A 19,053-nucleotide genomic window follows, 5' to 3' on the forward strand; every position below is an offset into this window, starting at 1 on the left:
GGCTAGAACGGCCTTCTTGGGGAGCGGGCTTTTTACGCGCGGGACGATCAGGAACTGTCGAATGAACCATGTAGGGTCTGTGGGAATGCGTAGGACGGCAAGATTGACGCTTGTCTCGCTGGTATTGATCGGCGCCGGGTTTGGCATGACCGCCTGCCAATCGGACAAGGATATCGATATCACCAAGCTCGGCATGGAGACCGATCCGCCGGAAGTGCTCTACAATCAGGGGCTCGCCAACCTGAAGGCAGGCAACATGGCCGAGGCGGGACGCAAGTTCGATTCGATCGACAAGCAGAACCCTTTCACGGAATGGGGCCGCAAGGCGCTCGTCATGAGCACCTTCACGAAGTACCGGCTTGGCCGCAACGAAGACGCGATCTCCACCGGCAACCGCTACATGAGCCAGTATCCGCAGTCGCAGGATTCGGCCTATGTGCAGTACCTGATCGGCCTTGCCTATTCAAAGCAGATCGCCGACGTGACGCAGGACCAGAAGGCCGCGACCCGAACCATCGACGCCATGACCAAGGTCGTCAAGGACTATCCGAACTCGGAATATGTCGAAGACGCGCAGGCCAAGATCCGATTCGCCCGCGACCAGCTTGCCGGCAAGGAAATGCAGATCGGCCGCTACTATCTGGAGCGGAAGGAATATCTTGCCGCCGTCCGCCGCTTCCGCAACGTGGTCGAGCAATATCCGAACACCAACCAGGTGGAAGAGGCGCTGGCGCGACTCACCGAAGCCTATTATGCGATGGGCATCGTGGAAGAGGCGCAGACTGCGGCGGCGGTTCTCGGACGCAACTATCCGGACAGCCAGTGGTACGCCGATTCCTACAAGCTGCTGCATTCCGGAGGCGTCGAGCCTCGTGAAAATCGGGGTTCGTGGATTTCGCGCGCTGCGGGCAAGCTCGTAGGCGCGTAAGCGGAGCGCAAGATCGGGGAAACATGCTGATCCAGTTGTCGATCCGCGATATCGTATTGATCGAGCGGCTGGATCTTTCGTTCGAGACCGGCCTGTCGGTGCTGACCGGCGAAACGGGTGCGGGCAAGTCCATCCTTCTCGACAGTCTCTCGCTGGCGCTCGGCGGCCGCGGCGATGGCGGCCTTGTGCGCCATGGCGAGGAAAAGGGGCAGGTCACGGCGGTCTTCGACGTGGCCGGCAATCATGCGGTCCGCGGGCTGCTGCGCGAGAACGGCATCGATGACGACGGCGACCTGATCTTCCGCCGCATCCAGTCTTCCGACGGCCGAACGCGCGCCTCGATCAACGATCAGCCCGTGAGCGTGCAGCTCATGCGCCAGGCGGGCCAGCTTCTCGTGGAGATCCACGGCCAGCATGACGACCGGGCGCTGATCGACACCGATGCGCATCGCACGCTTCTGGATGCCTTCGCCGGCCTGGGCGACGAGGTGCTGCAGCTTTCGGGCCTCTACCGGGCCTGGAAGGATGGGGAACGTGCTTTCAGGACGCATCGCGCCAGGGTAGAGGCCGCCGCCCGGGAAGCCGACTATATCCGTGCCTCGGTCGAGGAGCTGGAAGCGCTTTCCCCGAGGGATGGCGAGGAAGACGAACTTGCCGAGCAGCGATCCCGCATGCAGAAGTCCGAGCGGATCGCCGGCGACATTTCCGAGGCCTCGGAATTCCTGAACGGCAATACGTCGCCCGTGCCGCTGATCGGCTCGCTCGTCCGCCGGCTGGAACGGAAGAGCCATGAAGCGCCCGGATTGCTGGAGGAGACGGTCGAGCTGCTCGACGCAGCGCTCAACCATCTCTCCAATGCGCAGATGGAGATCGAGGCCGCGCTGAGGAAGACAGAATTCGATCCGCGCGAGCTGGAGCGGGTCGAGGAGCGGCTGTTTGCGCTTCGCGCTGCCGGCCGCAAATATTCCGTCGCCGTCGTCGACCTGCCGGCGCTTGCCGAGAAAATGGTTGCCGATCTCGCCGATCTCGATGCCGGCGAGGAGAAGCTCGCCGAACTCGAAAAGCTGACGGCGGCGGCGAAGGCGCAATACGATCGGGCGGCGGCTGCCCTGTCGGGCAAGCGCAGGCACGGCGCCGAGGCATTGGCGAAAGCGGTGATGGCCGAACTGCCGGCGCTCAAGCTCGAACGCGCCCGTTTCATGGTCGAGGTCGCAAGCGATCCCGAGCAGGCGGCGGCCGAAGGCATCGACACGATCGAATTCCATGTGCAGACCAACCCCGGCACGCGCCCCGGCCCGATCATGAAGGTCGCATCCGGCGGCGAGCTGTCGCGTTTCCTGCTGGCGCTGAAGGTGGCGCTTGCAGACCGCGGCTCCGCGCCGACGCTGGTCTTCGACGAAATCGACACCGGCGTCGGCGGTGCGGTGGCGGATGCGATCGGCCAGCGCCTGAAGCGGCTTTCCGACAAGGTGCAGGTTCTGTCCGTCACCCATGCGCCGCAGGTGGCGGCCCGCGCCGCGACGCATCTCCTGATCTCCAAGGGGCCGGCGGGCGAAGGGTCCGACAAGATCGCCACCCGCGTTGCGACCATGGAGCCGGAACACCGCACCGAGGAGATCGCCCGCATGCTGGCGGGTGCCTCCGTCACCGACGAGGCGCGCGCGGCGGCCAAGCGGCTGCTTGCGGGGAATGGCTGAGCGCTCCCGTGCGGCTTTTCCATTTCAGCGACGACCCCGCAATCGAGCGCTTCGAACCGCAGCCGGTGCGGGTGCCATCTCCGCGAGCACAGGGGCGGGAATGGCTCAACGGTCCGCTCGTCTGGGCGGTCGATGAGGCGCATGACTTCATGTACCTTTTCCCGCGGGACTGCCCGCGCATTCTGATCTGGGCAAAGCCTGACACGGTTGTAGGGGATCGCCAGAGATGGCTCGGAGACTGGCGCGGGGTGGCCTATATCGAGCGTACATGGCTTGACCGCCTGGGCCACGAGACGATCTATCGTTATGAGATGCCCGCAGATGAGTTTGAGGATCTCGATGATGCGGGTATGTGGGTGGCGCGCAGGAGCGTCATACCGAAAGCTCTTGCAGCGATGTCAGGGCTCGACCGTGAATTCGCGTCCCGTGGCGTGGAGCTTCGGGTCGTCGACAGTCTGAAGCCATTGAAGCCGCTATGGGAGACCAGTCTCCATGCCAGTGGTATAAGGCTTCGCAATGCATTGGACTGGGAGCAAGGCGGGGCGATCTTCCCATCGGCAAAAATTGCTCTACAAAACGACTCCTCGATACCCGAGGAGTGAAACAGCATGTCCGCCGAAAAAACGCCCGTCGAGAATCTGACCGAGGAACAGGCCGCAGCCGAGCTGGCCTTTCTGGCTGCCGAGATCGCCCGTCACGACGAGCTTTATCACGGCCATGACGCGCCGGAGATTTCGGATGCCGACTACGATGCGCTGAAGCGGCGCAACGATGCCGTCGAGAAGCGTTTTCCGCAGCTCGTCCGCGCCGACAGCCCGTCGATCCGCGTCGGGGCGGCGCCGCTGCCGACATTCGCGCCGATCACGCATTCGCGGCCCATGCTGTCGCTCGACAATACCTTTTCCGATGAAGACGTGCGCGATTTCGTCGGTTCCGTCTACCGTTTCCTCGGCCAACTGCCGGACGGTTCGATCGCCTTCACGGCGGAGCCGAAGATCGACGGGCTTTCGATGTCGATCCGCTACGAGCAGGGCAGGCTGGTGAGCGCGGCGACCCGCGGCGACGGCACGACAGGCGAAAACGTCACCGAGAACATCAGGACGATCAAGGAAATCCCCGATCGCCTGCCGGCCGGCGCGCCCGACATCGTCGAGGTGCGCGGCGAGGTCTATATGCGCAAGAGCGATTTCCTGGCGCTCAACGAACAGATGGCGGCGGAAGGCAAGCAGACATACGTCAACCCGCGAAACACCGCGGCGGGCTCGCTTCGCCAGCTCGACCCGAAGGTGACGGCGAGCCGCAATCTGAAATTCTTCGCCTACGCCTGGGGCGAGATGTCGGAAATGCCCGCCGATACCCAGATGGGCATGGTGGAGAAGTTCGGGGAATGGGGGTTCCCGGTCAACCCGCTGATGCGGCGGCTGCATTCGGTCGAGGATATCATCGCGCATTACAAGGATATCGGACTGCAGCGTCCGGACCTTGACTACGAGATCGACGGGGTCGTCTACAAGGTCGACCGGCTCGACCTGCAGGCTCGGCTCGGCTTCCGCTCCCGCAGCCCGCGCTGGGCGACGGCGCACAAATTTCCCGCCGAGCAGGCTTTCACCCATGTGGAGAAGATCGACATACAGGTGGGGCGCACCGGCGCGCTGACGCCCGTCGCCCGGCTTACGCCCGTCACCGTCGGCGGCGTGGTGGTCACCAATGCGACGCTGCACAACGAGGACTATATCAAGGGCATCGGCAATTCCGGCGAACGCATCCGCGAGGAGGAGCACGACATCCGCATCGGCGACACGGTCATCGTGCAGCGGGCGGGAGACGTCATTCCGCAGGTGCTCGATGTCGTCATGGAAAAGCGCCCCGCGGACGCCGTGCCCTACGAATTTCCGAGGAAATGTCCGGTCTGCGGCAGCCACGCGGTGCGGGAGAAGAACGAGAAGACCGGCAAGCTCGATTCGGTGACCCGCTGCACCGGCGGTTTCGTGTGCCGCGCCCAGGCGGTCGAGCACCTGAAACACTTCGTCTCGCGCAACGCTTTCGATATCGAGGGGCTCGGCTCGAAGCAGATCGATTTCTTCTTCGAAAGCGAGGACCCGGCTCTGCAGGTCCGCACCGCACCGGATATCTTCACGTTGAAGAAACGGCAGGAAGAATCTCCCCTGACCAAGCTCGAAAATATCGATGGTTTCGGCAAGGTGAGCGTGAAGAAACTCTTCGATGCTATCGACAGCCGCCGCGAAATCTCGCTCAATCGCTTCATCTACGCGCTCGGCATCCGGCATGTGGGCGAGACGAACGCAAAGCTGCTCGCCCGCGCCTATGGCACGTATGAGGCCTTCGTGACAGCGATGAAGGAGGCTGCCGATTTCTCCGGCGACGCCTGGGATGAGCTCAACAATATCGAGGGCATCGGGGAGATCGTCGCGCGCGCGATTGTCGAATTCTTCAAGGAGCCGCGCAATATAAAGGTCATCGATGATCTGGTTGGAGAGCTGAAGGACGGCACGCCGATGCCGGCGGAGCAGGCCACGGCCTCGAACAGTCCGGTCGCCGGAAAGACGGTGGTCTTCACCGGCTCGCTCGAAAAGTTCACCCGCGACGAGGCCAAGGCGCGGGCGGAAAGCCTCGGCGCGAAGGTGGCGGGTTCCGTCTCCAAGAAGACCGACTATGTGGTGGCAGGCCCGGGCGCCGGCTCCAAGCTCGACAAGGCGAGGGAGCTCGGCGTCCAGGTGATGGACGAGGACGAGTGGCTGGCCTTCATCGGCGGCTGATCGTCACGCCCTCAGCCGCGCCATCGAATAGGCGTCGACATAGGCGCCGTCGCGGAAGGCGAATTTCCGGAAGTGGCCTTCCTTCACGAAGCCGCTCCTTTCGTAGAGCCGGATCGCATTGGCGTTGTCGGTGAAAACCGTCAGCTCGACGCGGCGCAGGTTCAGCCAGTTGTCGGCGATATCGAGGATCGCCGCCATCAACGCGCTGCCGATGCCGCGGCCCGTGAAATCGTCGTGCACGCCCATGCCGACCGACGCCGCATGCCGCCTGCGCCCCAGCATCGGTCCGAGGAAGATGTCGCCGACGATCCGGCCATCGAACTCCGCGACCAGCCTCCTTGCTCCGGGGGCGATCGTCTCCAGCCCCTTGCGTGTCTCCTCGATGGACTGGAAGGGCAGGCGCAACGTGCCGTAGCGGTAACCGGGCATGTTGGCGAGCGCTGCGAGCGCTTCCGCATCGCCGGGAGCGGCTGAGCGGATCACGACCCCTTCCGGCCGTTCGGATCGGGGAGGCTTTTCGCGGACGTCTTCACGGGATTTCATCTTGCTCTCCTTCGGTTTGCCGAGGCAGAGCGGAGCGACCCGAACCCTGCCATCTTTCGGCAGGGTTGGTGGACGGATGACCGGCTAACGCGCCAAGACCGCCACGCACCCTGCGGGGTGAATGGTCATGGTAAGGTGCATGTGGGCGGCAAAGCGGGTCATGGGCGTCATGAAGCCAGAGGCGGGACGAGACGTCAAGCACGATCGGGAATGCCATCTGCTCTTTGCCGAATCGAATTGCGGGTAGTAGTAGTCGCCGATACCCAGCCGGAGCAGCGTTTGAAGACCATCGCCATCGATTTCGAGACCGCCAACGAGCAACGCGGCAGCGCCTGCTCGGTCGGCTTGGCGTGGATCGAGGGCGACCGGGTCGTGCGGGTGGAGGAGCGGCTGATCCGTCCCAGGGACATGCGGTTTTCGTCCTTCAACATCGCCATCCACGGCATCCGGCCGGAGGATGTCGAGGATGCGGGCGAGTTTTCGGAAGTGATGGACGAGTTCATCGACGATTTCCGCGGCGCGACGATGATCGCCCATAACGCCGCCTTCGACTTCAGCGTCTGGCGCGCCTGCCTCGATGTTCACCGGCAGGCCTATCCGGAACTGTCGTATCTCTGTAGCGTGAAGATGGCCCGCAAGGTCTGGCCGCATCTGGGCTCGCACAAGCTCAACGTGCTGGCCGATCATCTCGGGCTCCGCTTCGCGCATCACAACGCGGCCGAGGATGCGGCGATCTGCGCGGAGGCGGCCATCGCCATCGCGCGGTCGCTCAGGGCTTCGCATGTCCGCGATGTTCCGGCGATGATCGGCATGCAGGCCGGCCGGCTCTTTTCCGGCGGTTACACTCCCTGCACGCTTCGCCTGAAGTAGATCGCTCGACATGGGCATTGTGGCTTGTAACTCCGCGGGCGCATCTTATCTCAGATCACGGATTGTTTACCGGAGCCCAAGCCCATGAAACGCCTGACCCGTCTCGCATCCGCCGCTGCCCTGTCCGCCGGCTTCCTCTCCATTCCCGCATCCGCCGAGGTGGTCGGCAAGGTCGGCGTCGACTGGATCGGCAACGATATCGTGGTGGAGGCCATCGCCGATCCGGAAATCAAGGGCGTGACCTGCCACGTCTCCTATTTCGACCGTTCGATCATCGACCGCCTGAAGCAGGGCAACTGGTTCGAGGACCCGTCGAACAGCTCGATCGCCTGCCGCCAGACAGGCCCGATCGAGATCGGCGACATCAGCCTGTCGAGAGGCGGGGAGGAGGTCTTCCGTGAGGGCCGTTCGCTGATCTGGAAGGATCTTCTCGTGAAGCGCATCTACGACAAGGCGAACGATACCCTGATCTATCTCGCGCATTCGCGGCAGATCGTCGAAGGATCAGCCAAGATGGCCATTTCCACCGTTCCGCTCTATGGCCAGCAGGTGACGTGGACGAAGGGCAAGCCTCAATAGGTCAGGCGACCGCTTCGGCCGCCGCCCGGCCCGCGGCACGGCCGGAAAACAGGCAGCCTCCGAGGAAGGTTCCTTCGAGCGAGCGATAGCCGTGCATGCCGCCTCCGCCGAAGCCGGCGGCCTCGCCCGCCGCATAGAGGCCCGGAACGATCTCGCCGCCCCCGGCGAGGACGCGGGCCGAAAGGTCGGTCTCCAGCCCGCCCAGCGTCTTGCGCGTCAGGATATTGAGCCTGACGGCGATCAGCGGTCCATGGGTCGGATCGAGGATGCGGTGCGGCCTTGCGGTACGCACCAGCTTGTCGCCGAGCGACCGGCGGGCGTTGTGGATGCCCATCACCTGCGCGTCCTTGCAGAAGGGATTGCCGATCTCCCGGTCTCGCGCACGGATTTCGCGTTCGATATCCACCAGTTTCAGGAGATCCGTGCCGGAGAGGCGGTTCATGCCGGCGACCAGATCGCTAAGCGTTCCGGCGACCACGAAATCCTCGCCGTGCTTCTTGAAGGCCTCGACCGGGCCGGTGGCGCGTCTGCCGATGGCGCGCCGGGCCGTGAGTTTCCAGTCGCGGCCGGTGAGGTCCGGATTCTGTTCGGAGCCGGAAAGGGCGAATTCCTTGCGGATGATGCTCTGGTTCAGCACGAACCAGCTATAGTCGTAGCCGCTCGCCATGATGTGCTGCAACGTGCCGAGCGTGTCATAACCGGGAAAGAAGGGAGCGGGCAGGCGTCTTCCCGTCGCGTCGAACCACAGGGAGGAGGGGCCGGGCAGGATGCGGATGCCGTGGTTTTCCCAGACCGGGCTCCAGTTCCGCAACCCCTCCGTATAATGCCACATGCGGTCGCGGTTGATCACGCTTGCGCCCGCGCGCTCGGCGATGCCGATCATCCGGCCGTCGACATGCTTGGGCACGCCGGACACCATGAATGCCGGATGGCGGCCGAGCCGTTCCGGCCAGTTCTGCCGCACCAGATCCTGATTGCCGCCGATGCCGCCGGACGCGACGATCACGACGGGCGCATGGATCTCGAAGTCACCGACCGGCGTCCTTGAGGTTTCCGCGCCGCGGATGGCGGAACTCGCTTCGAGGACGGCGCCCGAGACGCCTGTGACGGCGTTTCCCGTCCTGATCAGGTGGTCCACCCGATGCCGCCAGAGGAAGCGGATTTTTCCCGCCTTTTCGGCGTCGCGCGCCCGGCGCTCGAACGGCTTGACGACGCCCGGGCCGGTTCCCCAGGTGATGTGGAAACGCGGCACCGAGTTGCCGTGCGAGGTCGCGGCCCAGCCGCCTCGTTCCGCCCAGCCGACGACGGGAAAGATCCGGTGGCCCATCTGTCGGAGCCAGGAGCGCTTTTCGCCGCCTGCGAAGGCGACATAGGCTTCCGCCCAGGCGCGCGGCCAATGGTCCTCCTCCCGATCGAAACCGGCGGTGCCGAGCCAGTCCTGCCAGGCAAGATCGAAGGAGTCGCGGATGCCCATGCGCCGCTGCTCTGGCGAATCGACCAGGAACAATCCGCCGAGCGACCAGAAGGCCTGGCCGCCGAGATTCTGTTCCGGCTCCTGGTCGACGACGACCACCCTGCGCCCGGCGTCGGCGAGTTCGGTTGCTGCGACAAGGCCGGCCAGTCCGGCACCCACGACGATGGCGTCGGCAACATCGCTCACCCACGCTCCTCCCAAAGCGTGATCACGGCATTTCCGCCGTGTTTTCCCACGGAGATACAGCCATACCGTGCAATGCGAGTCAACGGTGGCGGGGGCGATGAAAAAACCGGGCTCGACTGGCGAGCCCGGTGCTGGAGTATTTCCGCCGGAAGATCAGCGGACGTAAACGATCCTGCTGCCGTCGGCGGCGGTGTCGATGCCGACGACGTTGTTGAGTTCGACGTTCTGGCCGACGAGCGTCCGACGCAGTCCGGAATCGGTCCTGACCTCGTTCTGGGCGGCCCTGACCGTCGCTTCGCTCGGATGGGCAAACGTATCGGGAATGCTGAGGAAGCGGGCGCTGTCATCCGCTTCGGGATCGGTATAGACGATGCGGACATCGCCCTGGAGCGGGGTCGCCATGCCGCCCATCTCCCGGGCATAGGCGCTTCCCATCGTGGCGGCGGACATCAGGACTGCAAGTGCAAAAGCCTTGTTCATGGTCATTCTCCTATCTTCGTAACCAGCCGAAGGAGCCTTGAAGCGGTTCGGTTGGGCGTTTTGCGACAGAAGAACCCGCGGTGCGGAAAGGCGGTTCCTGATTTTATTCTTAAGATTTCGTAATGAATTATGTAATGATTACAGGAAGTTAATCTTCCGTCGCGGTTCGCCGCGGCGGAAGATTCCAAGTGTTTGTTTGCGCTGCAAAATCAGGCTGCTTCGCGCGCCAGCTCGTCTGCGATCACCGTGTCGAGGTTGAGGAAGCAGACCATGGTCTTTTCGAGCGCGACGATGCCGCGGCAGAAGGCGCGCTGGGCTTCCGGGATGATTTCCGGGGCCGGCTGCAGGTCTTCGCTGCGGATGGTCATCATGTCGGAGACCTGTTCGACCAGCAGGCCGACCAGCTTGCCGGCGATGTCGGTGACGATGATCGCGGAACGCTCGGAAGGCTCGGTCATCTTCATGCCGAGGCGGCAGGCCATGTCGATGACCGGGATCACCGCGCCGCGCAGGTTGATGAGACCGAGAACGTAGGGCGGTGTGTGCGGCATCGGGGTCACCGGCGCCCAGCCGCGGATTTCGCGGATCGCCATGATGTCGATGCAGAATTCCTGGTCTCCGAGATGAAAGGAGACGATTTCGAGATAGGCGCCGGACTGCTTGATGGCATTCGTCATGTCAGAACTCTTCCCATTTGTCTGAGGAGCCCGAGGCCTTTTTGGCGGAGGCCGGGCTATTGCTGAAGGCTCCCGCGAGCTTGTTCATCAAGTTCAGTGCGGGGGAGGGGCTTGCTGACGTGGAGGCTTCCGCCATGTCGACGGTGCGCGGGCCATTGCCGCCACGGATCTGAAACTGGCTGATCAGCCTGTTGAGGCTTTCCGCGTCGCTTGCCAGCGAGTGGCTTGCGGCGGTGCTTTGCTCGACCATGGCGGCGTTCTGCTGGGTTGCGTGATCCATCTGGCCGATTGCGTTGTTGATCTCCGTCAGTCCGGTCGATTGTTCGCGCGCAGAAGTGAAGATCGCGTGAACGTGGTCGTTGATTTTCAGCACGTCGTCGCCGATGCGGGTCAGCGCCTCGCCTGTCGCCTTTACGAGGTCCACGCCGGTCTTGACCTCCTGGTTGGAGCGGCTCACCAGCGCCTTGATGTCCTTGGCGGCGCCTGCTGCGCGTCCCGCCAGTTCGCGCACCTCCTGGGCAACGACGGCAAACCCCTTGCCGGCCTCGCCGGCGCGGGCCGCCTCGACGCCGGCATTCAGCGCCAGAAGGTTGGTCTGGAAGGCGATCTCGTCGACGACGTTGATGATCTTGCCGATTTCCGCCGTGGCATCCTCGATCCGCCCCATGGCGGACGTCGCGTCGCGGACGACCGCGGCGGACTGTTCCGTATAGTCCTTGGCATGGCCCACCATCTCGCTCGCTTCCTCGGCGCGATGCGTCGCGTTGCGGACGGTTGCGGTGATCTGTTCGAGGGCGGACGAGGTCTCTTCCAGCGATGCGGCCTGTCGTTCGGTACGCTTGGCGAGGTCGTCGGCGGCGGAGCGCATTTGGTTGGCGTTGGCGCCGATCGAGCTGGAGCTGCTGGAGACCTCCGTCATGATGTGGCGCAGCCGGTCGACGACGCGATTGAAATCGTGACGCAGGCGTTCGAGGTCGTCGCGGAACGGGCGGCTCAGCATCGCGGAGAGATCGCCTTCGGAGAGACGGTTCAACGCCTCGCCCAGCGAATCGACGGCGAAGTGAAGCGCCTCGGCGTCGGCCTTCTGCTCCTCGTCGCGGGTCTGGCGGCGACGTTCGTTCTGGTGGCGCTCATCCTCGAGACTGGTCTCGAGCGTCTGGCGTTCGACGGCGGAGAGGCGGAAGACATCGGTTGCGCGCGCCATTTCGCCGATCTCGTCGCCGCGGTCGGTGCCGTCGACGGGCGTGGCATAGTCGCCGTTGATGATCCGCTGCATGCTGGCGCGGACGCCGTCGACGCCCCGGCGGATCGCTCCGCCGTGGACCGCCTGCAGGAGCGCCATGACGGCAAGAGCGATCAGGCCGCAGCCGATCTGCACGTAGAGCGAGGTTGCCGAGAGCGTGTTCGCTTCCTGGACGCGCGCATTGACAAGCGCGTCGCCGGCATTGGCAAGATCGGCCAGCAATTTGGTGAGGCGTTCGCCCGCGCCGTCGATGGCGTCGTCGAGCCTGGCGTATTCCTCTTCGGGCGCGCCGTTTTCGACGAGGTTCTTGAGGTCGACCTGGATGGCCCTGGAGACTTCCTTGAGGTCGGCGTCATAGGAGGAAACCACCGTGGGATTTCCCACAGCGCCGGCGAGCGTCTTCAGGTCCGCTCCGCCTTCGGACAGTTGCCTGACCCCCTCGTTGATGGCCTGCAGCCGGTCGGGCTGGATCTGCCGCTCATCCGCGTCGATGATCGTATCCATGGCCGCGAGGACAAGGCGCAGGTTGGCGATCCGGAGTTCGTTCGCGACGTCCACCAGATGCTGGACCTCGGTTGCCCGGGCGAGCGCCTGGTCGAGCTGCCGTCCTTCATGCCACCCGACGAACAGCATGGCGCCTATGCCGGCGAATGCCGCGCCAGCCAATGTCCAGAGGCGCTGGTTCACAGAAAATGTCTTGTGGAACGGCTTGCTTGTCATGCTGCTCGGGTTCCCTGGTCACCGGACGCGACCGGCGGACTTTGGTGGATGATGCAGGAACAGGGGCGAACCGTTGTCGGTGACGTCATGTCTTGGCGGGGCCGGGTCGTGGACATGCCCGGAATCCTCCCGGGTGCATGCCGCACCGGACACCGGCCGTCGGATCGACTCGTAAAACCGCTTTCGCTTTCATAAGCTCTCAGAGAGATATTAATCCTCTGCTAATCTTGTCCCGCGTTTGCGGGGGCTTTCGAAAAATTTCGACTGGACATAGAATGCCGGGCATGAACCGGACTTCCAGCGCCAGCCACAATCTGCCTCTTGCCGCCGCCATGGGCCTACTCGCCCTCGGGGTCTCGGGAGCCGCCTTCTACGGCTGGCTTCGGTTCGGCTCTTCGATCCTCCTTTCGCTCGGCGAGACTGGCCTTTCCTGGTGCCTCTGAAACCTGTCGCCGCGTCTGGGACAAATCAGCGCGATCGCCTGAGAAAACATCTTCTTGAATTGCCAGCCGCCCGGGTCGGGGTTATCGGTCCGGCAACCGGGACATCGAGTTCCCGGGATCAGATTCGAAGAGAATGCCGATGAAGACCTTTCGTACCATCCTCTGGATCGCCGTGGCGGCGCTTGCCGGCATTCTGGCGTGGCTCACTTTCGAGGTGACGCGCTCCAAGCAGGAACTGGCCGAGGGGCCGTTCGGCGTGCCGTTCCAGCTCGTCGCCCAGAACGGCCAGGCGATCACCGAAAAGGCGTTCCAGGAAAAGCCGACCGCGCTCTTCTTCGGTTTCACCCATTGCCCGGAAGTGTGCCCGACGACGCTTTTCGAGCTCAACGGCTGGCTGCACAAGGTCGATCCGGACGGCACGAAGCTCAACGGCTTCTTCGTCAGTGTCGATCCGGAACGCGATACGCCGGAACTGCTCGGCCAGTACATCTCCAATGTCACCGACCGGGTGAAGGGCATTTCCGGGCCGCCGGCGAAGGTCGGCGAGATGATCAAGGGCTTCAAGGTCTATGCCAAGAAGGTGCCGGTCGACGAGAAGGACCCGAACGGCGATTATACGATGGACCATACGGCCTCGGTCTTCCTGCTCTCCAACGGCGGGCGTTTCGCCGGCACGATCGCCTATGGCGAAAATCCCGATGTCGCCGTCAAGAAGCTCGAAAATCTGATCAAGGGCTGACACCTTCGCGGTTGAAGCCTCCCCCGTTTCTGTGGCAATCCTCCCGGCTACCCGCCACCGAAGCGCGCGGCACCCGGCCGGATTGTCCGGTGGCGCTTCGGTTTCGTTCATTTTCGCATGTCGCCATCCCGAGGCCGGTTCCGGCATCAGGGCGGCAAGCGGCAGCTGAGAGACCATTTCCTTGAGCGAGATCCGCCTTTACGTCACGTCCACCGAAAAGGGGGCAGCGCAGATCCTTGATATCCTGTCGGAGGTCTTCGGCGAGGAGGATTTCGCCATCGCCACCACCGAGGTGGATGAGAAACGGGATATCTGGGAAGCCTCCGTCTACATGATGGCCGACGAAGAGGAGGCGGTGCGCGAGCGGATCGCCGAAGGCATCCGCCACGCCTTTCCGGATGCGGCGATCGAGCGGGAGGTGATCCCGGACGTCGACTGGATCGCCAGATCGCTCGAAGGCCTGAAGCCTGTGCGGGCCGGGCGGTTCCTCGTGCATGGCTCGCATGACCGCGACAAGGTGAAGGCCAACGATATCGGCATCGAGATCGATGCCGGTCAGGCTTTCGGAACCGGCCATCACGGCACCACGGCGGGCTGCCTGGAGATGATCGAGGAGGTGATGCGCGCCCGGACGGTCCGCCGCGCGCTCGATCTTGGGACCGGAAGCGGCGTGCTGGCGATCGCCGCGCGCAAGCTGCGCGATATTCCGGTGCTCGGAACGGATATCGATCCGGTCGCGGTGCGTGTCGCCCGTGAAAACGTCCGCCGCAACGGCATCGCTGCGGGGATACGGCTTGAAACCGCGCCGGGTTTCCATTCGCGGGCCTTTCGCGAGGAGGGGCCGTTCGATCTCATCATCGCCAATATCCTGGCCCGGCCGTTGATGAAGATGGCGCCGCAGCTTGCCGCGCATCTGGCGCCGGGCGGCTCGGTCATTCTCTCGGGCATTCTGGCCGCGCAGCGCTGGAAGGTGCTGGCCGCCTATAACGGCGTGAAGCTTCGCCATGTCCACACGATCTGGCGCAACGGCTGGGTCACCATCCACCTGCGTCGCGGCTGACGGGATCGCCGGACGAAAAAGGCCGGACGCGGGTTTCCCTCGACCGAGTTTCGCACGACTTGGGCGTCGATCACGGAGTTCGAAGCTTTTGTCCGGTCTGTATGCCTGGCATCAAGGATATTGCGTTGCAGCAATGATCCTTCTGCATGGCTTTTGGAGCGGACAGCAAAAAGGCGGCACTTTTGGTGCCGCCTTGCGACCGGCTCCGAAGAGCCGGCCTACCCGCGAGCCGGGAGGAGGAGGTGCTCAAGCGGGTCACGTATTCTGAAAATCAGGCAGGTGAGGGAGGAGATCGCCGCCTGATCCTTCGTTCAGAACACGTAGCTGGTCGCGCCCTTGCGGCGCAGTTCTTCGCGGCTGGTGCCGAGGCCTTTCAGCGTTTCGTCGTCAAGGTTCAGCAGGGCGCCGTTGACGTAGCGGGCAACCTGACGTTCACGGGCTTCAACCATCCGGTTGAGAACTGTACGGAAAAAAGAGGTAGCCATACCGGTATCCCTTCGACTGACGGGCCTTGTTCGGCGCCCATCGATGGTTGCAATATAGATCGCTTCCGGAGGGTGAGGGAGTGAGCTTCCATCATTGGTGTTATGCGCCTATTGCATGGAGTGCTCCAATCCGCATCAGGCGATGTTAGCAAATGCACAATAGCTGGTCGTTTTCGGCTTTGGCTGGCATTGGCCGGCGAAGATGGGCTAGGTTGATGACTCGCAGCCAGACCAGTCCGGATCATCAGCTATGTTTCAGTCTTTCGAAGTGAAGTCCGCCCCGCAGTTCGGCCGCGAGCGCGCCACCGCGCTGAGGGCCGGGTTCGCCGATCTCGGCATCGACGGGTTCCTCGTGCCGCGTGCCGACGAATACCAGGGTGAATACGTGCCGGCCTCGGCCGAAAGGCTCGCATGGCTGACCGGATTCACCGGGTCGGCCGGGATCGCCCTCGTCACGCAGCGTGAGGCGGTGGTCTTCGTCGACGGACGTTACGTCACCCAGCTCGCGGAACAGGTGGACGGAACGGTCTTCACCGGCGGCGACCTCGTCAACGAGCCTGTGCATGTGTGGCTGACGCGGCATGCGCCCAAGGGTTTTCGCCTCGGGATCGATCCATGGCTGCATGCCGGGGCGGAGGTGCGGCGGCTGGAGAAGGCGCTTGCTGAAATCGGCGGTTCGCTGGTGTTGCTCGAGAGGAATCCGCTCGATGCGCTGTGGACCGATCGCCCTGCCGAACCGCTGGGGGCCGTTGCGATCCAGAAGCAGGAACATGCCGGCAGGCTTGCGAGCGGAAAGATCGCCGAGATCGGAAGCCAGGTGAGGGACAAGGGCGCGGCGGCGGTCCTCATCACCGATCCGTCCTCGGTCGCGTGGATCTTCAATATCCGCGGCGAGGACGTGCCGCATACGCCCCATCCCCTGAGCCGGGCGATCATTCCCGCCGAAGGCACGGCCGAAATCTTCCTCGACAAGCGCAAGACGGGGATCGAGGCGGAGGCCTATCTGGCCCAGCTTGCGCTGCAGCGGCCGCCGTCCGAACTCCTGACGCGCCTGGCGGCGCTTTCGAAAAATGGCGGAAAGATCCTGATCGATCCGGACCTGACGCCGCTTGCGCTGACCAGGGCCATTGACGCCGCCGGCGGGGAGGTGGTGGAGACCGCCGACCCCGCGAGGCTGCCCCGCGCCTGCAAGAACGGGGAGGAACTCGGCGGCTCGGCCGAGGCGCATCTGCAGGATGGCGCGGCCATGGTCGAATTCCTCCATTGGCTGGACCGGCAGGCGCCGGGCTCAATCACCGAGATCGATGCGGTCAAGGCTCTGGAGGCGGCCCGTGTCCGGGTCGGCCGGAATATGCAGAACCCGCTCAGGGACATTTCTTTCGATACGATTTCAGGCGCCGGTGAGCATGGCGCGGTCATCCACTACCGCGTGACGACGGAGACCAACCGGAAGCTTGGGGCGGGTGAGCTCTTCCTGATCGATTCCGGTGCGCAATATGTCAACGGCACCACGGATATCACCCGCACGGTCGCAGTGGGCGCCGTGCCGGAAGACCGCAAGCGTTTCTTCACGCTCGTGCTGAAGGGCATGATCGCCATCAGCACGGCGCGTTTTCCCAAGGGCACGCGCGGTTGCGACCTCGACCCTCTCGCCCGCATCGCGCTCTGGAAGGCGGGCGGCGACTATGCGCATGGCACCGGCCACGGCGTCGGTTCCTATCTTTCTGTGCACGAGGGGCCGCAACGCATCTCGCGGCTCGCGACCCAGGAATTGCTGCCGGGCATGATCCTTTCCAACGAGCCCGGCTACTATCGCCCCGGCTCGTTCGGCATCCGGATAGAGAACCTCATCTATGTGGAGGCGGCTGAGGAGATCGAGGGCGGCGACCAGCCGATGCTCTCGTTCAAGACGCTGACCTGGTGCCCCATCGACCGGCGGCTCGTGCTGCCGGCCTTGCTGACAGCGGAGGAGCTGGCCTGGCTGAACGGCTATCATGCGGAGGTCCGTGACAGGCTGACGCCGTTGCTCGACGACCAGGCGACCAAGGACTGGCTCGCGCAGGCGACGGAACCGCTCGCCTGACCAGAACCCGAGCCTGATCAGAATCCGAGCCAGTCAGAATCCGAGAAGGTGGCGGCAGATCATCGCCGTCGCCCAGCCGGCTCCGAGCATCAGCAGCCCGGGATATCGGAGGCCCGCGACGAGCGCGACCAGCATGGCGATCTTCACGTCCCAGCCGCCGTTGAAGAAGGACGGCGCGACCAGCGTGGTCAGGACCGCGGCCGGCACGGCATTCAGGGCCTGCTCCATCCTCGGCGGGATCGTCTTCATCCGGGTGATCAGCACGTAGCCGCCGATGCGGGTGAGGAAGGTCGCGACCGCCGCGGCGAGAATCAGGAAAACCATGTCCATGGAGATCGGATCGGCCATGTCAGGTCTCCGTTTCGCTTGCGGCCGTCACGGGCACGCGTTCCTTCGGCAAGGGAAGCAGGGCGGCCACGGCGACGCCGACGGCGGCGCCGATGCTCACATGCCAGGGCGAGCCGACGAAATGATATCCGAGCATGGAGCCGAGCGCGCTTGCCGCCACGACCGGATAAAAGCCCGGCCTGCGGCGAAAGCCGATCACAAGGCCCAGGAAGTAGATCGGCAGCAGCACATCGATCGCGAGCGTGCGCGGGTCTCCCATCATCCTTCCGAAAAACGCGCCGACCATGCTGAAGAACAGCCAGGGAAAATAGATGGCGCCGCCGAAGCCGAGATACCAGGCGAAGCTCACGGCGTGGCCGGCTTCCCCGCGCCTGATGGCTTCGGCGAATTGCGGATCGGTCAGCAGGAAGAAGGTGAGGAACCTCTGGGCCGGCGTGTAATGGGCGATGAACCGCGTCAGCGCCGCCGAATAGAGGATGTGGCGGAAATTGACGGCGAAGACCGACAGCACGATCAGCCAGGGCGCGACATGCTGGCCGAAGAGCTCTATGCCGACGAGCTGGCTGGCGCCCGCGTAGACGGTGGCGCTCATCAACCCGGCTTCCATCACGGACAGGCCGTTGTCTGCGGCGACGGCGCCGAACAGGATCGCGAAGGGGGCGGAGGAGAGGGCGACGATGCCGCCGCCGCCAAGGCCGTCTTTGAACTCGCTGCGATTCATCCCTGGATGGACCTCGGGTCTGGCCGGAAACCCCTCGTGCTTCGGCACGGCAGAGCTTCCGGCATGATGTGATGTTCCGGCATGTCGTCCTCCGGCATTCCCTGCTCTAGACGCCGGGCGGCCCCTTGGCTTGAACAAAAGTGCCCGGCACGGATGCCGGTCCCGATCAGGAGGGTGGTGACGGGAAACCCCGGCCTGGAGCAGGTCTCCGGCCGGACACTGAAATCCATGCACGCGCGAGACGCTGCCTACAGGGCCGCGCTCCGACACGCAATCGAATTGCTCTGATGGATCGATCGATTCCGCTGAACCATCGGTTCAATCGGCGAGGATATCCTTGCTCAGGACAATGCCGACGCCTTTCGCCTTCATCTCGGCGATCGCATTCCTGACGCCCTCGGGATCGATGCCGCGGCTGGCGTCCTCGATGAAGCGCACCTTCACCTCCGGCAGCATCTCGACGGCGTCGAGGGCGGAGAATTTCACGCAATAGTCGGTGGCGAGGCCGCAAACGTCCAGTTCCGTCACCCGCTGCGCCCTCAGATAGCCGGCGAGGCCCGTCAGGGCCGCCTGGTCGTTATCGCGGAAGGCGGAATAGCTGTCGACGGCCGGGTTTTCGCCCTTCTGCTGGATGTAGTCGACGGCCTCCATGTCGAGATCGGGGTGGAATTCCGCGTCCGGCGTGCCCTGTACACAGTGGTCCGGCCACATGACCTGCGGTCTTCCGGAAAGCTCGCCCATCTCGAAAGGTTTCTTGCCGGGATGACGGGAGGCGAAGCTGCCGTGGTTTTCCGGATGCCAGTCCTGCGACGCGACGATCAGGTCGTAACCGCCGTCCTCGATCAGCCGGTTGGCGACCGGCACGATCTCGTCGCCATGCGCGACCGGCAGATTGCCGCCGGGGCAGAAGCCGTTCTGGATATCGATCAGGAGCAGAGCCTTCATCTGAACACCCTCGCAAATCATCTCCCGTCAGGATGCCAAGCATGGCCCTCGGGAT

The 19,053-nt window shown here is 64.0% G+C and carries 19 protein-coding genes; 10 read left to right on the forward strand and 9 right to left on the reverse strand.

Annotated elements, in window-relative coordinates; all coding sequences use genetic code 11:
• The first annotated feature begins 61 nt into the window (after window positions 1-61).
• The 4 genes from ACFFP0_RS23360 to ligA are packed head-to-tail and all read left to right on the forward strand — an operon-like array spanning window position 62 to window position 5,402.
• On the forward strand, window positions 62-928 hold the full coding sequence (locus tag ACFFP0_RS23360; protein WP_377264611.1) for an outer membrane protein assembly factor BamD: 867 nt from the start codon (window positions 62-64) through the stop codon (window positions 926-928).
• A 23-nt stretch (window positions 929-951) separates the two neighbouring features.
• On the forward strand, window positions 952-2,625 hold the full coding sequence (recN, locus tag ACFFP0_RS23365) for a DNA repair protein RecN (RefSeq protein WP_377264612.1): 1,674 nt from the start codon (window positions 952-954) through the stop codon (window positions 2,623-2,625).
• A gap of 8 nt (window positions 2,626-2,633) precedes the next feature.
• Entirely contained in the window at window positions 2,634-3,227 is a 594-nt protein-coding gene (locus ACFFP0_RS23370) for a DUF6886 family protein (protein WP_377264613.1), read from the forward strand.
• Between the two features lie 6 nt (window positions 3,228-3,233).
• On the forward strand, window positions 3,234-5,402 hold the full coding sequence (gene ligA / locus ACFFP0_RS23375; RefSeq protein ID WP_377264614.1) for an NAD-dependent DNA ligase LigA: 2,169 nt from the start codon (window positions 3,234-3,236) through the stop codon (window positions 5,400-5,402).
• A gap of 3 nt (window positions 5,403-5,405) precedes the next feature.
• Here ligA and ACFFP0_RS23380 read toward each other — a convergent pair whose 3' ends face one another.
• Entirely contained in the window at window positions 5,406-5,945 is a 540-nt protein-coding gene (locus tag ACFFP0_RS23380; protein ID WP_377264615.1) for a GNAT family N-acetyltransferase, read from the reverse strand.
• Window positions 5,946-6,224: 279 nt separating this feature from the next.
• Between ACFFP0_RS23380 and ACFFP0_RS23385 the strand changes: the two genes are divergently transcribed.
• Window positions 6,225-6,815, forward strand: coding sequence for a 3'-5' exonuclease (locus tag ACFFP0_RS23385; protein ID WP_377264646.1), 591 nt, complete (start codon window positions 6,225-6,227; stop codon window positions 6,813-6,815).
• 84 nt (window positions 6,816-6,899) lie between these two features.
• The gene (locus ACFFP0_RS23390; protein WP_377264616.1) at window positions 6,900-7,394 is read left to right on the forward strand and encodes a CreA family protein; all 495 of its coding nucleotides are present in this window, start codon (window positions 6,900-6,902) and stop codon (window positions 7,392-7,394) included.
• 1 nt (window position 7,395) lies between these two features.
• On the opposite strand, the gene ACFFP0_RS23395 is transcribed toward ACFFP0_RS23390, so the two are convergent.
• The 4 genes from ACFFP0_RS23395 to ACFFP0_RS23410 form a co-directional block, all read right to left on the reverse strand.
• The gene (locus ACFFP0_RS23395; protein ID WP_377264617.1) at window positions 7,396-9,054 is read right to left on the reverse strand and encodes an FAD-binding dehydrogenase; all 1,659 of its coding nucleotides are present in this window, start codon (window positions 9,052-9,054) and stop codon (window positions 7,396-7,398) included.
• Between the two features lie 153 nt (window positions 9,055-9,207).
• Complete coding sequence (locus ACFFP0_RS23400; RefSeq protein ID WP_377264618.1) at window positions 9,208-9,534, reverse strand: hypothetical protein; 327 nt, start codon at window positions 9,532-9,534, stop codon at window positions 9,208-9,210.
• A gap of 209 nt (window positions 9,535-9,743) precedes the next feature.
• Window positions 9,744-10,211: a chemotaxis protein CheW gene (locus tag ACFFP0_RS23405; RefSeq protein ID WP_377264619.1), complete on the reverse strand. Its 468-nt coding sequence runs from the start codon at window positions 10,209-10,211 to the stop codon at window positions 9,744-9,746.
• Window position 10,212: 1 nt separating this feature from the next.
• Window positions 10,213-12,174, reverse strand: a complete 1,962-nt coding sequence (locus tag ACFFP0_RS23410; RefSeq protein ID WP_377264620.1) for a methyl-accepting chemotaxis protein — start codon at window positions 12,172-12,174, stop codon at window positions 10,213-10,215.
• A 284-nt stretch (window positions 12,175-12,458) separates the two neighbouring features.
• Here ACFFP0_RS23410 and ACFFP0_RS23415 point away from each other — a divergent pair, with 284 nt between their 5' ends.
• From ACFFP0_RS23415 to ACFFP0_RS23425, 3 genes are all read left to right on the forward strand, one after another.
• Window positions 12,459-12,617 (forward strand): hypothetical protein, encoded by a 159-nt coding sequence (locus ACFFP0_RS23415; protein WP_377264621.1) that lies wholly within the window; start codon window positions 12,459-12,461, stop codon window positions 12,615-12,617.
• A gap of 139 nt (window positions 12,618-12,756) precedes the next feature.
• Window positions 12,757-13,356 (forward strand): SCO family protein, encoded by a 600-nt coding sequence (locus ACFFP0_RS23420; RefSeq protein WP_377264622.1) that lies wholly within the window; start codon window positions 12,757-12,759, stop codon window positions 13,354-13,356.
• Between the two features lie 181 nt (window positions 13,357-13,537).
• Window positions 13,538-14,416 (forward strand): 50S ribosomal protein L11 methyltransferase, encoded by an 879-nt coding sequence (locus tag ACFFP0_RS23425; protein WP_377264623.1) that lies wholly within the window; start codon window positions 13,538-13,540, stop codon window positions 14,414-14,416.
• Between the two features lie 311 nt (window positions 14,417-14,727).
• On the opposite strand, the gene ACFFP0_RS23430 is transcribed toward ACFFP0_RS23425, so the two are convergent.
• On the reverse strand, window positions 14,728-14,901 hold the full coding sequence (locus tag ACFFP0_RS23430; protein WP_377264624.1) for a hypothetical protein: 174 nt from the start codon (window positions 14,899-14,901) through the stop codon (window positions 14,728-14,730).
• Window positions 14,902-15,151: 250 nt separating this feature from the next.
• On the opposite strand from ACFFP0_RS23430, the gene ACFFP0_RS23435 reads away from it, so the two are divergent.
• The gene (locus tag ACFFP0_RS23435) at window positions 15,152-16,984 is read left to right on the forward strand and encodes an aminopeptidase P family protein (RefSeq protein WP_377264625.1); all 1,833 of its coding nucleotides are present in this window, start codon (window positions 15,152-15,154) and stop codon (window positions 16,982-16,984) included.
• A 33-nt stretch (window positions 16,985-17,017) separates the two neighbouring features.
• Here ACFFP0_RS23435 and ACFFP0_RS23440 read toward each other — a convergent pair whose 3' ends face one another.
• From ACFFP0_RS23440 to pncA, 3 genes are all read right to left on the reverse strand, one after another.
• Complete coding sequence (locus ACFFP0_RS23440; protein ID WP_377264626.1) at window positions 17,018-17,332, reverse strand: branched-chain amino acid transport AzlD family protein; 315 nt, start codon at window positions 17,330-17,332, stop codon at window positions 17,018-17,020.
• 1 nt (window position 17,333) lies between these two features.
• A complete protein-coding gene (locus ACFFP0_RS23445) occupies window positions 17,334-18,053 on the reverse strand; it encodes an AzlC family ABC transporter permease (RefSeq protein WP_377264627.1) in 720 nt (239 codons plus the stop codon).
• Between the two features lie 318 nt (window positions 18,054-18,371).
• A complete protein-coding gene (gene pncA, locus ACFFP0_RS23450; RefSeq protein ID WP_377264628.1) occupies window positions 18,372-18,998 on the reverse strand; it encodes a bifunctional nicotinamidase/pyrazinamidase in 627 nt (208 codons plus the stop codon).
• Window positions 18,999-19,053: the final 55 nt, after the last annotated feature.

Origin of the sequence: Neorhizobium puerariae, assembly GCF_042429745.1 — a bacterium.
Lineage (GTDB): Bacteria > Pseudomonadota > Alphaproteobacteria > Rhizobiales > Rhizobiaceae > Neorhizobium > Neorhizobium puerariae.

What these genes read in the sequence shown, in the direction of transcription:
- ACFFP0_RS23380 (WP_377264615.1), bottom strand. Translation starts at nt 5,945, where the DNA reads ATGAAATCCCGTGAAGACGTCCGCGAAAAGCCTCCCCGATCCGAACGG.
- ACFFP0_RS23405 (WP_377264619.1), bottom strand. Translation starts at nt 10,211, where the DNA reads ATGACGAATGCCATCAAGCAGTCCGGCGCCTATCTCGAAATCGTCTCC.
- recN (WP_377264612.1), top strand. Translation starts at nt 952, where the DNA reads ATGCTGATCCAGTTGTCGATCCGCGATATCGTATTGATCGAGCGGCTG.
- ACFFP0_RS23415 (WP_377264621.1), top strand. Translation starts at nt 12,459, where the DNA reads ATGAACCGGACTTCCAGCGCCAGCCACAATCTGCCTCTTGCCGCCGCC.
- ACFFP0_RS23390 (WP_377264616.1), top strand. Translation starts at nt 6,900, where the DNA reads ATGAAACGCCTGACCCGTCTCGCATCCGCCGCTGCCCTGTCCGCCGGC.
- ACFFP0_RS23360 (WP_377264611.1), top strand. Translation starts at nt 62, where the DNA reads ATGAACCATGTAGGGTCTGTGGGAATGCGTAGGACGGCAAGATTGACG.
- ACFFP0_RS23435 (WP_377264625.1), top strand. Translation starts at nt 15,152, where the DNA reads ATGTTTCAGTCTTTCGAAGTGAAGTCCGCCCCGCAGTTCGGCCGCGAG.
- ACFFP0_RS23410 (WP_377264620.1), bottom strand. Translation starts at nt 12,174, where the DNA reads ATGACAAGCAAGCCGTTCCACAAGACATTTTCTGTGAACCAGCGCCTC.
- ligA (WP_377264614.1), top strand. Translation starts at nt 3,234, where the DNA reads ATGTCCGCCGAAAAAACGCCCGTCGAGAATCTGACCGAGGAACAGGCC.
- ACFFP0_RS23420 (WP_377264622.1), top strand. Translation starts at nt 12,757, where the DNA reads ATGAAGACCTTTCGTACCATCCTCTGGATCGCCGTGGCGGCGCTTGCC.
- pncA (WP_377264628.1), bottom strand. Translation starts at nt 18,998, where the DNA reads ATGAAGGCTCTGCTCCTGATCGATATCCAGAACGGCTTCTGCCCCGGC.
- ACFFP0_RS23445 (WP_377264627.1), bottom strand. Translation starts at nt 18,053, where the DNA reads ATGAATCGCAGCGAGTTCAAAGACGGCCTTGGCGGCGGCGGCATCGTC.
- ACFFP0_RS23440 (WP_377264626.1), bottom strand. Translation starts at nt 17,332, where the DNA reads ATGGCCGATCCGATCTCCATGGACATGGTTTTCCTGATTCTCGCCGCG.
- ACFFP0_RS23430 (WP_377264624.1), bottom strand. Translation starts at nt 14,901, where the DNA reads ATGGCTACCTCTTTTTTCCGTACAGTTCTCAACCGGATGGTTGAAGCC.
- ACFFP0_RS23400 (WP_377264618.1), bottom strand. Translation starts at nt 9,534, where the DNA reads ATGAACAAGGCTTTTGCACTTGCAGTCCTGATGTCCGCCGCCACGATG.